A 14,254-nucleotide genomic window follows, 5' to 3' on the forward strand; every position below is an offset into this window, starting at 1 on the left:
CAAATTAATTTTTAAACCCTGCTTAGGAAGGGAAAAAATAAGCCGTGTCAAAACCTTGTTTCAAAATCCGCCTTACCTTTACCATGCATGAAAAATTACATCTTACTTCTTTCTCTTGTGTTGAGTGCAAGTGTATTCAGTCAGGGAAAAAAGACAGGATTGCAGGGCGTTGTAACGGATGAGGCAGGAAACGCTGTTCCTTATGCAACTATCTTATTATACACACTCCTTGATTCTACATTGAAAGATGGTGCATCAACCAATGATTCTGGTCAATTTATCTTGTATACATCACCCGGGAATTATTATCTGAAGGTTCGCTTTTTATCATTTGAAGAACAAACTATTTCAACTATTTTGATTGATGATGGGATGATTGTTTTAGATACAATTTCTCTGAAAACAAAATCAGAAATGTTGGATGTTGTTGACGTCACCGTGGAGAAACCTCAAATGGAACTGAAATTGGACAAACGTGTTTTCAACATTCAACAAGACTTGTCTAACGTTGGGTTGAACGCATCAGAAATTTTAGATAATATTCCGTCCATTTCGGTAGATGCTGAAGGAAACGTAACGTTAAGAGGCAGTCAAAACGTGCGCATTCTCATAAACGGAAAACCAAGTGCTTTGTTGGGTTTAAATAATGCTGATGCGTTAAGGCAAATTAATGGAAGCATGATTGAACGTGTTGAGGTGATCACTAATCCATCTGCGCGATATGATGCCGAAGGCGAGGTGGGTATAATTAATATCATTCTTAAAGAAGAATTGAACCGCGGATTTAACGGAAGTTTCAATGCACGGGTGGCTTATCCTTTTCAATACGGAGCCGGTTTTAATGTGAACTTTCGCACTAAAAAAGTCAATTATTTTTTAGGCTATGGCTTTGGCAGGCAGCGTTCACCCGGAATGGGATATACGTACCAACGGTTTGATAGTCCGGATACCGCTTATTTGTATAGGTCAGAAAGTGAACATGAGCGAGGTGGATTTAATCACAATATAAATGCTGGTGTAGATTTTAATTTTACAAAAAAAATTTCGCTGACGCTGAGTTCATCTATGCAGTTCTCAAATGGTGATAACTGGAGTAGTATTGTGTATGAAGATTTAGATTCGGCAGAACAATTAATTAATTCAGTGACACGAGATGAAGTTGAAACAGACTACGGAAACTCTTTGGACATCAATTTGAATTTCAGAAAAACCTTTGATCAAAAGGAGCGCCTTTGGACTGTTGATGTTCGCAAAGGATATACGCTGGATAATGAGCAAAGCTTGTTAACAGAATTAACTAATGATGTGCTGTTGATTCCAATTTTTCAACGCACAACAAATAATGAGAATGAAAGCAACTGGCTTTTTCAAACGGATTATGTGTACCCGTTTGGTGAAGAGGGGAAATTTGAAATAGGGGCAAAGGTTAATCTGCGCAGTTTGTATAGTGATTATTTATTGGAAGATAGTGTGAGCGGAGATTGGCAAACCAATGATTTGTTTAATAATCAATTGAATTATATAGAAAATATTTACGCTGCCTACATCATGGCAGGCAACAAGTATAAAAAGTTTAGCGTTCAGCTTGGATTAAGAGCAGAATACAGCAACATAACTACAAAATTAGTTGTAACGGACACAACGAATCAACGCCGCTATTTACGGTTGTTTCCAAGTGTTCATGTATCTTACGAACTAAAGAAGAACAATTATTTGCAAGTAAGTTATTCAAGACGTATTAGCAGACCACGATATTGGTGGCTTACTCCTTTTTATACCTTCAGAGATTCAAGAAATTTTGAAAGTGGAAATCCAAATATCAATCCTGAATATGCGGGCTCATACGAATTGGGTCATCTTAAATATTGGAAAAAGGGGTCCATGCTCACTTCATTATATTACCGGCACACGGTAGATGTAATGGATCGAATATTGTTAACCGATTCAACCGGACTGACCTATAGAACACCCGTAAATCTTGGTAATAGAGATGCGTTTGGTGTAGAGATTTCAGGCTCATACGAAATGTATAAATGGTGGAATATTAGCGGCAGTCTAAACCTATATCGTGCAATTTCAGAAGGCACATACAATGAAGTGCTATATACAAACGACGTGTACGCCTGGTCAGGCAAGGCAAGTTCAAAATTCAATATCAATCGTAAAATTTCTATTCAAACATCGTTTACTTATGAGTCGCCTCAATCAACAAATCAAGGATCAGCAAAAGCTCAATATTTTTGGGATGCATCGGGGTCATTAGATATTTTAAAAGGTAATGGCACCTTGTCACTCAACGCCAGAGATATTTTAAACTCAAGAAAGCGAAGAAACACGGTAGAATCAGAATATTTCTATTCTTACAGCGAGTTCCAGTGGAGATCAAGACAAATCACCCTGAATTTTGTTTACCGCATCAATCAGAAAAAAGGAAAAAATGAGCGCCCTGATTTTGGTGATGGCGGTGATGGGATGTAATCAGCACACACAATTGCAAGCAAACAAAAAGAACTACCGCTATTTCACATTCCGCAACAACGAACCAGATAGTTTGGTTTAATTTCCTGTAGCTTGCAGCGAAAACGATGATGTAATCCGCCGGCGCCGACATTCGGCTCATGTTCAAATCCCGCTGGCGTGAGCATCCTGCTCGTGTCCCACTACCCCCAAAATATTTCTATGCCTTGTTTTACCTCCATCACTCAATCTATATTTAAGTAATTTTGAAACTCATCAAGTATGAAATATTCACTCGTACCAAACAAAAACATCACTGAACCGTTAAATTAAAAAACATCCCTATGAAAGCAATGTACAATACCATATTTATTCTTTTAATTCTATTTTCTTCCATGACAACAACTGCACAAACCAGCATACATGATTTTTCATTCACTACCATTGATGGAGAGGTAAAATCATTCGCAGATTTTAAAGGCAAAAAAATTCTGATTGTGAACACAGCCAGTGAATGTGGTTTTACCCCACAATATGAAGATTTGGAAAAGTTGTATGTCAAATACAAAGACAAAGTTGAAATCATTGGTTTTCCTGCTAACAATTTTGGTGGGCAAGAACCGGGGAGTAATGGGGAGATTGCCGAGTTTTGTAAAAAAAATTACGGCGTAAGCTTTATTATGGCTGAAAAAGTATCAGTTGACGGAGATGATATTCATCCACTATTTAAATGGCTTACTGAACAGCCAAACAGTTCTTTCACAGGTGCTATTAAATGGAACTTTGAAAAATTTCTGCTTGATGAAAACGGAACCTTGCTTGCTCGTTTCAGAAGCACCGTAAAACCGGGAGACAAGAAAATTATTAAATTGCTATAGGTCTATTTAAGGTGTTCTAGTAACTAAACTCGCATTTAAGAAAGAGCGTAAAACCTCAACAATCGGATTTTATTTGAAATGATTCAAGTATGCTTAGGTTCCAAGTCGAGCCGAAAGCACGTAAAAATTTTTAATCTACTATCTCAGAGATTTTCTCAGGGTTCGGTTGCTTAATTTCTTAAGAAAATCAACTGCACTTATTTGCAAATCAATGCAGTGATTCATTTTACCTTGTATTTTATTACTAAATTCAGGTCTTTAAATCACTTTTTTGGTAAATTTGCCGCCTCTTATTTTAATTATCTGAAAGATGAAATTCTTAGTTTGTATTTCAAAAGCTCCGGACACCACAACAAAAATTGAATTTGCTGACAACAATACCAAATTCAATGAGGCCGGAGTTCAGTATATTGTCAACCCCTATGACGAATGGTATGCCTTGGTGCGTGCCCTTGAGTTAAAAGAAACTTTAGGCGGTACAGTTACTACAATCACCGTGGGTGGTGCTGATGATGAACCTGTGATTAGAAAAGCCCTTGCCATTGGCGCAGATGATGCGGTGAGAATTAATGGATCTGCAAACGATGCTTACGCTATTGCATTTCAAATTGCCGATTACGCAAAAAAAGGTGAATTTGATATCGTTTTCACCGGGAAAGAAACAATCAATTACAACGGCTCTCAAGTTGGTGGCATGATTGCAGAATTGATGAATTTACCCTATATCTCATTGGCAACAAAACTGGAATTAGCGGGTAATACAGCAACTATTCATAAAGAGATGACCGGTGGTGTTGAGGTAGTTTCACTGAACACGCCATTTGTAATAAGTGCAGCAAAAGGAATGGCTGAGCAACGCATACCAAACATGCGCGGTATTATGGCTGCTCGCACAAAACCGCTGCAGGTAATTGAACCGGTTGCTTGTGATGAATTGGTTACGTTTGTTTCATACGAATTGCCTAAAGCAAAATCTGCTTGCAAAATAATCAGTGCTGATAATATGGCTGAATTAGTGAACCTGTTACACACGGAGGCAAAAGTTATTTAATAAAAAATCTTTCAGAAAAAAATATTTATGTCAGTATTAGTTTATATAGATACCCTGAGCGGACACATTTCAAAAAGCGTTAACGAGGCAGTTTACTATGGCAGCAAACTTGGCGCTGTAACTGTTCTTACAAACGGTTCAGTGGATGCTTCAGCTTTAGCAGAACTCGGAAAATTTGGTGCCGCAAAAGTATTAGTACATCGTGGGTTAAACACCAATGATGCAGTACAACTTACACGCTTGGTAGCTGAGGCAGTGAAAGCAAGTGGTGCAACTAAAATTGTTTTTTCACTTGATTTAACCGGTCGTGCAGTGGCGCCAAGAATAGCAGCGCACTTGAAAGCAGGTTTAGTTTCAGGAGCAATCTCTTTGCCTGATGCAAGTGGAGTTTACAAAGTGAATGTGTTCTCAGGAAAAGCATTTGGATGTGTAAAAGTAAACTCAGCCATCACTGTTATCAATCTAACTCCAAATTCAATTTCAGTTGAAACCGGAAGCGGAACAGCCGCCGTTGAAGATTTTTCAGCAGATTGCGGAGCAGCATCTTACACCGTTAAATCAGTAGAAAAACAGGAAGGAGATATTTTATTACCTGAGGCAGAGTTGGTTGTTTCAGCCGGCCGCGGATTAAAAGGACCTGAAAATTGGGGCATGGTTGAAGATCTTGCAAAATCACTTGGCGCTGCTACTGCATGTTCGCGCCCGGTGGCTGATATTGGTTGGAGACCTCACCATGAACACGTGGGACAAACCGGTCTTGCTATTCGTCCTAATTTATACATTGCTGCCGGTATCAGCGGAGCTATTCAGCACCTTGCCGGAGTGAATGGAAGCAAAGTAATTGTTGTAATCAATACTGACCCTGAAGCGCCATTTTTCAAAGCAGCAGACTATGGGGTTGTGGGTGATGCTTTTGATGTTTTGCCTAAATTAACTGCAGAAATAAAAAAACTGAAAGCTCAGAACTAATTAAGGCGCCGGAACAGGGGAAGCATTGTCAGATGGAAAAAATTGAATTAAAAATAGTCGGGCTTTCATACAGTCAAACGCAATCAGGTGCTTATGCGCTGGTATTGTCAGAGCGTGACGGAACACGCAGGTTGCCAATTATTATCGGTGGCTTTGAAGCGCAATCTATTGCTATTGAACTCGAGCGCATGAAACCTTCTCGTCCGCTGACTCATGACCTCTTCAAAACTTTTGCTGATTCTTTTAACATCAGTGTAAAAGAAATCATCATTTATAATTTGATTGAAGGTGTTTTTTATTCTAAGATAATCTGTGAACAGGCAGGTGATGTGATTGAAATTGATGCACGCACTTCTGATGCAATTGCTATTGGTTTGCGCTGCGGAAGTCCTGTTTATACATACGAACATATACTGAGTTCAGCCGGTATTCAATTAGAAGATGAATTGGCAATTGAACAAGAAGCCCCTGCAGAGAAAACCGGAACAGAAGAACCGATGAAAAAAGGAACTGAGCTGAGTTCTCTTACTGATGCAGAATTGGAAAACATGCTCAAAGAAGCGTTGGATACAGAAGATTATGAGCGCGCTTCAAAAATCCGCGACGAGATTAAAAAAAGAAACTGATCAGGCTACAAGGCCTGTTTATTTTTTAGAAGATCATGAATATCAAACAGCGCCTTATCATTTTAAGTTTTCTTCAATTTTTTATTTGGGGCGCATGGCTTATAACCATAGCTAATTATTGGTTTGCCACCAAAAAATGGGGTGGAGCTGAGTTTGGTGCTATCTTCTCAACGCTAGGTATTTCATCCATTGTTATGCCTGCAATTACCGGTATTATTGCTGATCGCTGGGTGAACGCTGAAAAATTGTTCGGTGTGCTGCACATACTTTCAGGTATTGTCATTGTTTGCATTCCGCAAGTACAAAACCCTGACACTTTTTTCTGGGTGATGTTGTTGGCAATGCTTTTCTATATGCCCACTATTGCTTTATCTAATTCAGTTGCTTATCACGTGCTGAAAAATGAAAAGCAAGATGTCATTAAAGTTTTTCCTCCTATCCGTGTGTGGGGCACCATTGGTTTCATTGCGGCTATGTGGGTGACAAATCTTTCCGGCAGTAAAGCAAGTGAAATGCAATTTTATATTTCAGCAGCTGCATCTTTTCTTTTGGGCATGTATTCATTCACTATTCCAGCATGCAAACCAACTAAAAGTGCTGAGAAAAAATCCATAGCTGAGACACTTGGATTAAATGCATTTGGTTTATTTAAAAACCCGCGTATGGCTATGTTTTTTGTATTTGCCATGTTGCTGGGGGCTGCGCTGCAACTCACTAATATGTATGGTGATCGGTATGTAGATAATTTTAAAGAATTCCCGCAGTACGCTGATTCGTTTGTGGTGAAATATTCAACTATTGTCATGTCGCTTTCACAAATTTCTGAAACTCTTTTCATACTTGCCATTCCGTTTTTTCTGAAAAGATTTGGAATAAAAAAAGTCATGCTGTTCAGTATGATTGCCTGGGTATTGCGTTTTGGTTTGCTTGCTTTCGGAAATCCGGCTGAAGGTGTTTGGATGATTTTACTTTCATGCATTGTCTACGGTATGGCATTTGACTTTTTCAATATCTCAGGTTCGTTATATGTAGAGACACAAACCGATTCTAAAATTCGTTCAAGCGCACAAGGATTATTTATGATGATGGTGAACGGATTTGGCGCTGTAATTGGCAGCGTAACGAGCGGATATCTCATAGAAAAATTCTTTTTACTTGAAGACGGAACGTTTAATTGGCAACCAATTTGGCTCTGCTTTGCGGCCTATGCTGCAGTTGTTGCTATTCTCTTTGCTTTCCTTTTTAGGCATCAACACGCTGGTTTTGATTTTGAGGTGAAGCATTGAATTGGTAACCTTATTCTGGGTTTTTCTATTCGCTTATCAAAAAAACATTCTCCCTATATCTCTGCAATTGATTAACTTAGCCGGAGGTTTGCTAATTTATTTGGTTCAGGATTATAGTTGATAAATCTTCACCTTACCTCACGTTTACATCCTTCTCTCTTGAAGGACCGAGGATGGGATAAAGGAGTGTTAACCCCTGCACAATTTCTAAATTCATTTGATTCTATGAAGTACTGCACAAAATTGATTATTTGCCATTTTCGTCTAACTGCACTTGTTCTGCTGGCTTCTTGCTTATTTGCCTTGAATAGCCATGCACAGCGTGATACATCTACAGTGAATACGTTGTTGGGTAGGGCAGAATATTATAGATTAGATAATACGGATTCGTTATACTATTTTGCGCAAAAAGCACTTCATCTTTCTAATCAGTTAGACTATGCTTATGGTCAGGCAAAGGCATATTACTATCTCTCATTTGCTGAAAGTAATCGGGCTTCATTTACGTTGTGTGTTGCATATTGTGATTCCGGAATCACGGTATGTGATCAACATCATTTTGCGCAAATTAAAGCTGATTTGCTCAACATGAAGGGCATTGTTTTTTCTGATATGGGTGATTTTGATAAATCCATTGAATTATATCTTGAAGGAAAAAAATCTGCTGAAGAATCAAACTATGAGCGTGGAATCAATATTGCCCACACCAATATTGGCGTGAGTTATTATATGAAAGGTGATCTTGAAAAATCATTGCAATACTTTCAAATGTCGCGTGATTATTTTGACCATGCCGGTGACACCACCAATTACATTGTTTTGCAAACCAACATTGCTTCAATTTACACTGAAATGGGACAATATGAATTGGGGTATGAAGTGCTGGAAGAGGCAAAAAAATATTGTGAAGACATACCCGGTCAGCAAATGGTATTCACTGAATTGATATCACAAGAGGCTGTCATAGCTGACAAAAGTGGAAATACCAAATTAGCACTTGACACCTATAAAAGGGTGATTGAACTTAAAAAAGATATTGGTGATTGGCGTGGTATTGCACGCATGTATAACAACATGGCCGATATTTATTTTTCTCAAAAAAATTACGCGCAAGCCATTCCATTGGGGCAACGTGCGCTTGAGATTGTTGATTCGCTTGGATACCCTTATGACCTGATGGAGTTTTCAAAAAACATTGCTACTTTTTTATCAGAAGAGGGAAAATATATGCAAGCACTTGAATATGCCCTTACAGCTAAAGAGGCGAGTATTGAAACCGGTGCAACGGATGTTGAAATGGCAACCAATTTGATTCTGGCTGAAATTTTTAATGGTTTGGGTGATTATAAAAAATCAACAGACATATTGTTTGAATATCTTGACATGAAAGATTCTTCTGATGCGGCAGAATCAGAGCGTGCCATGGAAGAGATGGCTGTGCTGCACCAATTAGACAAGCGAGAATTAGAGAACGCGCGCCTGCAAGATGTGAACGAAAAAAATCTTGCCTTACAACAATTGCAAGAGGAGCAACTGAAAAAAACCAGGGTGCAGATATGGTTTGTTTCTATTGGATTATTGCTTGTACTTGGGTTAATGATTATCTCTTTCAGGGCTTATCAGAATAAAAAGAAAAGCAGCGCATTAATTGCATCACAAAAAGAAGAAGTAGAACGGCAAAAAACTGAAATTGAAAAACAACATGAAATTTTAGAAGAGGTTCACCGTGAAGTGAAAGATAGTATCCGTTATGCTCAGCGTATTCAAGCGGCTATTTTGCCTCCTGAAAAAAACATCAATGAAGTGTTTGGTCAAAATTTTATTCTCTATCAACCCAAAGATATTGTTGCCGGTGATTTTTATTGGATGCAAACAAAGGGTGATATCGTTTTTCTGGCTGTGGCAGATTGCACCGGACATGGTGTGCCTGGCGCAATGGTTAGCGTGGTGTGTAATAATGCGCTCAACAGGGCTGTGCGAGAGTATGGCTTAATTTCACCGGGTGAAATTCTTGATAAAACACGAGAATTGGTAATTGAAGAATTTGAGAAATCAGATGAAGATGTAAAAGACGGAATGGATATTTCTCTAATTGCTATGAATATAAAAAATGGCAATAAAAAAACAATTCAATGGGCAGGTGCAAATAATCCTTTATGGGTGGTGAAAGAGTGCGACAATTCACTGATTGAAGTGAAGCCGGATAAACAACCGATTGGAAAATTTGCCAATGCAAAACCATTTACAACGCAGCAAGTGGATTTAAACCCGGGTGATGTTTTATATATTTTTAGTGACGGCTTTGCTGATCAATTTGGTGGAGAGAAAGGAAAAAAATTTAAGTCAGCTACCCTAAAAGATCTACTTAAATCTATTGCCAATAATCCACTGTCACAACAGAAAACGCAACTGGTGAATGCTTTTGAAAACTGGCGTTCAGGCTTTGAACAAATTGATGATGTATGCGTGATTGGCGTGAGAGTTTAGTGCAGTAAATCTGCTTACTTCACACGCATAATTTTAGCACCTAAATTATTCAACCGCATATCAATGTTTTCATATCCGCGGTCAATTTGCTCAATGTTGTGTATAGTACTTTTTCCTTCTGCTGATAATGCCGCAATGAGCAATGCAACCCCGGCACGAATATCTGGTGATGTCATAGAAATACCTCTCAACCGATGTTCATGATTCATGCCAATTACAGCCGCACGATGCGGATCACACAAAATAATTTGCGCACCCATATCAATAAGTTTATCTGTAAAAAATAAACGTGATTCAAACATTTTTTGATGAATCAAAACGGCTCCTTTTGCTTGTGTTGCAACTACCAAAACAATGCTTAGCAAATCTGGCGTAAAACCAGGCCATGGCGCATCAGCAATGGTCAGAATGGATCCGTCAATAAACGTATCTATCTTATAATTTTTTTGTGCGGGAATGAAAAGATCATCGCCTTTCAATTCCATTTGAATTCCTAATTTTCTGAATGTATCCGGAATGATACCAAGATTTGGATAGCTTACATCTTTAATTGTAATTTCAGATTGCGTCATGGCGGCTAAGCCAATGAAACTTCCAATCTCAATCATGTCAGGCAAAATGCGATGAAAACAACCACCAAGTGATTTCACCCCTTCAATCACCAGCATGTTAGACCCAATACCTGAAATTTTTGCACCCATGCTGTTTAGCATTTTACACAATTGCTGCAAGTAAGGTTCACATGCAGCATTATAAATTGTGGTAGTGCCTTTAGCCAGCACGGCGGCCATGACAATATTTGCTGTTCCGGTAACTGATGCTTCATCTAAATGCATGTATGTTCCGGTGAGTTTTTTTGCGTCTACGTGGTAATAATAATTTTGCGCATCATAGTTGAATTTTGCGCCAAGTTTTTGAAATCCTTCAAAGTGGGTATCCAATCTGCGTCTACCAATTTTATCTCCTCCGGGCTTTGGAATGAACGCTGTTCCAAACCTTGCCAATAGGGGTCCAACCACCATCACTGAACCGCGCAATGATGCAGCTCGTTTTGCATAATCATCTGATTTCAGATGTTCCAAATCAACATCAGCTGCCTTGAAAATATACGTGCCTTTCTCAACTTTTTCAACGCGCACACCCATTGCTTGCAAAAGGTTGATAAGCTTATTGACATCAACAATATCAGGAATGTTACTGATGGTAATTTTATCTGGTGTAAGAAGTACGGCACATAAGATTTGCAATGCCTCGTTTTTTGCTCCCTGCGGATGAACTTCTCCTTTCAATGAGTATCCACCTTGAATTTCAAATGCACCCATGTTAATCAGTTTGGTTTTTTAAAGTTTTGCTGTTGTCTTTGGTTTTGATTCTGCCCCTGATTGTTTCCTCCTCCGTTTTTATTCTTCTTTTTCTTCTTTTTATTTGCTCCGTTGAAATTTGTTTTCATTGGATTACCTTGCTGATTATTCTGACGCAAAATATCATTCGTGCCCGGTAAAAATGAAGTGTCTTCAAGTGTCAATTTTCCTTTAGATAACATTTTAAGATGATTCAAAATAACCTGATCTTCAACTGAGCTTGTATTAAAGGTTAAGTGAAAGCGTTTCATTAAACCGGCAATAATTTTTGACAAGGCTTTGCGCTCGTCATTATCAGGCAATGCACAGGCTTTTTCAATCATTTGCTGGACAATTTTTCCGTAGTGACCAATTTTTATTTCACTCTGAGGATAACCAACAATTTTAGGTTTTTCTTCCAATGCCTCACGTGATGGCAAAGGGTAGGGTGAATCAACGTCTAATTGAAAATCAGACATGATGAAAAGATGCGTCCACAATTTTGGTTTGTATTCTTCAACATCACGTAACTGCGGGTTGAGTTCTCCCATCACTTTGATGATGGCATTGGCCACCTTGTTGCGCTCTTCTTTTGAGGTGAGACTAACTGCGTGATCAATCATTTTTTGTACGTTACGCCCATATTCAGGAATGTGCATTTTAGGACGTATTGTATTGTATTCAAGCTGATGTATATTATCCATATATCAAATGTAGTATTTTTTTACGAATTTTGTATTGTTTCAATGGTATGAAGGCCGTTAGTGAATCAGGAAAATCATCTAAGAAGGGGGTGAGGTATTTCAGGAGTGAGCTTATTATAAAATACCAGGCCGAAACAACGGGAGTCAACTAGCATCGGGTTAGCAGGATTTTATACTCTTAAGTATACATGTAGGGTTCATTCTGATCAACCATTGTTCGAATATTTTCAAGCACCTGTTTCATATATTTTTTCCAAAATAGTTTTGCAAATAACCAGGCGATCGGGAATAGAAAAACATTGCGCGAATGCAAGGTGTAGGTGTAGTCAATTTGAATTTTATTGTCTTCAACTTGGGTAGTTTGCCACTCACCGACAAATTTATAGAAGCCCAGCATCCATGCTTGAAAATCATCTACCTGAATTTTCCAGTACTTGTTTTCTATTCTCTCTAACACATGATCAACAGATGCAAATCCTCCTTTTTGTGTCCATGATTTTGCAGTGTATACTTTTTTTGACGAGCCGGGCTGTCCCCAATTTGTATCGTCTGTGGTGTGTGTAATTTTTGGCATAGGACCACACCCCGTATGTACCTTTGTAACGTCACACAGCATGGGCGTTTTGAATGCTCGTTCAAGTGAACAATGATAGAAGGTTTTCCGATGAATTTTAAATTTTATATCTGGCATTACTGAGGCATATATTCTTTAAAGATGCAAAGATTTATTTAGTCTCGAATTTCACCAATCAATCACCCAATTCAAAATAAAAACCTATCTGAAAAAAATCTCGTCCTGTTTCATCGTTGATTTGATAGTCAAATTGATGAATATAGCCTAACTGAATCTTGAGTGAATGTGCGTTGCGATAGCTTATATGAAATGCCATCCGGTTCCGCTCAAAATAGGGTTCAACTTGGGTGAAAAATACTTCATTGCTGGCGGCAATTTGAAATGGTTTATACCCATTCTGCTCTTTACCGAATGGCAAAATAATACCTAAGCGATACCTGAATCTGTTCCGATATCCATTACTTGTAAAACGGAATTCTGCCCGATATCTTTGTTCTATTTTAAATATACCCAATTTTTGTGTGAGAATAACTTGGGGCCACAACCTGAACTCATCATTGTTTTTTGGTGTAACAAAATTTCCTCCTTCTTTATAGGTTTGGTAAGTGCCGGCGGCTAGAGTGAAATTTATATTTTCAGTTGGTTGGTACTGTACACCTCCCTTGAATTCGTAATAATGAAAATGGTTGTAAAAACGCAGTGAACGCAACTGACTCTCTGAAAAAATTTCCCACTTTTTATTTATGTTGTACTCTAAGTGTAGAATATTCCATGAACCAAGTCCATTGTCTTGTGAATAAACGTAAATTGACTTAGTAAAAAGGACAAGCATACATAGCACTATACATGCGACACGGAATAGAACTACCTTTTTTATCCGAAAAAAAATCATACAAAATTAAATTTGTGTGAAGATTGAATCTCTACTATTCAAGTTTATTCTGCTGAGCATTCGCTTCATTGATAGTTGCGCTAAAGCTAATTGTATTTGTTTGTGCATTGTGATTACTAACATACTCAGTTCGCTATTCAAGATTTTCAAATCTCAATTCCAATAACACATACATCATCTATTTGTTCTTGTTTCCCTTTCCAGTTTTGATATGAAAGTTGCAGTTCTTTTTTCTGCTTTTCCATTGACATGGGATAAATAGATGTCAACAAATTGCGAAACCGTTCACGGTTGAATTTTTTTACATTTTCACCACCGAACTGATCCGTGTATCCATCAGAAAATAAATAGAATTTGTCACCTTGTTGCAAATCAGTTTCTATTGTTTCAAAAATTTTATTTGATGTGCTGTATCCAATGCTGTCAGGTCCTTTTTTGAACTCCATTAAGGATCCGTTGCGCACTAATAAAAGTGGCCTTCCGGCTGCGCAGAATGAGCCTTTGCCGCTTTGCAGATTGAATTTACAAAAGATGATATCCATACCGTCACGCATGGTGCCTTCAGTTAAATTTTCATTGAATAAACTCACCAATTCATGATCAAGTAATGAAACAATTTTTGCCGGATCAGTCAAGCCCTCAATTCGTATTAATTGTCTGAGCAAGGTGTTGCCCGCAATATTGACCAATGCACCGGGCACACCATGCCCTGTACAATCAGCTACTGCAAAATAGATTTCATTGTGATATTGGTAAATCCAATAAAAATCTCCGCTTACAATATCTTTTGGTTGAAACATGACAAAAGCATTATGGAAAGCATTTGTAAAAAGTCGCTCGTTTGGTAAAATAGAGCGTTGTAAACTGCCTGCATAACGAATGCTCTCTTCCATTTCAAGAGAGCGAGCCTCAAGTAGTGCCAGCCGTTCTGATAAACTGGCATCTGACAAAAGAGTGGTAGAACCGGATTCCATGGCCATTGTTTCCATG

At 38.3% G+C, this 14,254-nt stretch carries 12 protein-coding genes; 7 read left to right on the forward strand and 5 right to left on the reverse strand.

Features of this window, described 5'->3' with window-relative positions:
* The first annotated feature begins 87 nt into the window (after positions 1-87).
* The 7 genes from IPH66_11760 to IPH66_11790 all read left to right on the forward strand — a co-directional run bounded on the left by IPH66_11760 (position 88) and on the right by IPH66_11790 (position 9,754).
* Positions 88-2,478 carry a TonB-dependent receptor gene (locus IPH66_11760; GenBank protein ID MBK7130023.1) on the forward strand — a complete coding sequence of 797 codons (2,391 nt, stop codon included), beginning with the start codon at positions 88-90 and terminating at the stop codon, positions 2,476-2,478.
* 323 nt (positions 2,479-2,801) lie between these two features.
* Positions 2,802-3,335 carry a glutathione peroxidase gene (locus IPH66_11765; protein MBK7130024.1) on the forward strand — a complete coding sequence of 178 codons (534 nt, stop codon included), beginning with the start codon at positions 2,802-2,804 and terminating at the stop codon, positions 3,333-3,335.
* A 310-nt stretch (positions 3,336-3,645) separates the two neighbouring features.
* Positions 3,646-4,386: an electron transfer flavoprotein subunit beta/FixA family protein gene (locus IPH66_11770; GenBank protein ID MBK7130025.1), complete on the forward strand. Its 741-nt coding sequence runs from the start codon at positions 3,646-3,648 to the stop codon at positions 4,384-4,386.
* Positions 4,387-4,413: 27 nt separating this feature from the next.
* Positions 4,414-5,355 carry an electron transfer flavoprotein subunit alpha/FixB family protein gene (locus tag IPH66_11775; protein MBK7130026.1) on the forward strand — a complete coding sequence of 314 codons (942 nt, stop codon included), beginning with the start codon at positions 4,414-4,416 and terminating at the stop codon, positions 5,353-5,355.
* Between the two features lie 32 nt (positions 5,356-5,387).
* Positions 5,388-5,981: a bifunctional nuclease family protein gene (locus IPH66_11780; GenBank protein ID MBK7130027.1), complete on the forward strand. Its 594-nt coding sequence runs from the start codon at positions 5,388-5,390 to the stop codon at positions 5,979-5,981.
* 35 nt (positions 5,982-6,016) lie between these two features.
* Positions 6,017-7,267: a nucleoside permease gene (locus tag IPH66_11785; GenBank protein ID MBK7130028.1), complete on the forward strand. Its 1,251-nt coding sequence runs from the start codon at positions 6,017-6,019 to the stop codon at positions 7,265-7,267.
* Between the two features lie 225 nt (positions 7,268-7,492).
* Positions 7,493-9,754, forward strand: coding sequence for a tetratricopeptide repeat protein (locus IPH66_11790; protein MBK7130029.1), 2,262 nt, complete (start codon positions 7,493-7,495; stop codon positions 9,752-9,754).
* 14 nt (positions 9,755-9,768) lie between these two features.
* Here the strand turns inward: IPH66_11790 and murA are convergent, their stop codons facing one another.
* The 5 genes from murA to IPH66_11815 all read right to left on the reverse strand — a co-directional run bounded on the left by murA (position 9,769) and on the right by IPH66_11815 (position 14,253).
* Entirely contained in the window at positions 9,769-11,076 is a 1,308-nt protein-coding gene (gene murA / locus IPH66_11795) for a UDP-N-acetylglucosamine 1-carboxyvinyltransferase (GenBank protein MBK7130030.1), read from the reverse strand.
* A gap of 5 nt (positions 11,077-11,081) precedes the next feature.
* Entirely contained in the window at positions 11,082-11,798 is a 717-nt protein-coding gene (locus IPH66_11800; GenBank protein ID MBK7130031.1) for a DUF4290 domain-containing protein, read from the reverse strand.
* Between the two features lie 178 nt (positions 11,799-11,976).
* The gene (locus IPH66_11805) at positions 11,977-12,372 is read right to left on the reverse strand and encodes a hypothetical protein (protein MBK7130032.1); all 396 of its coding nucleotides are present in this window, start codon (positions 12,370-12,372) and stop codon (positions 11,977-11,979) included.
* A 175-nt stretch (positions 12,373-12,547) separates the two neighbouring features.
* Positions 12,548-13,204, reverse strand: a complete 657-nt coding sequence (locus IPH66_11810; protein MBK7130033.1) for a DUF2490 domain-containing protein — start codon at positions 13,202-13,204, stop codon at positions 12,548-12,550.
* A gap of 206 nt (positions 13,205-13,410) precedes the next feature.
* Entirely contained in the window at positions 13,411-14,253 is an 843-nt protein-coding gene (locus IPH66_11815) for a SpoIIE family protein phosphatase (GenBank protein ID MBK7130034.1), read from the reverse strand.
* Position 14,254: the final 1 nt, after the last annotated feature.

Source organism: Crocinitomicaceae bacterium, from assembly GCA_016708105.1.
Classification (GTDB): domain Bacteria; phylum Bacteroidota; class Bacteroidia; order Flavobacteriales_D; family Crocinitomicaceae; genus JADJGJ01.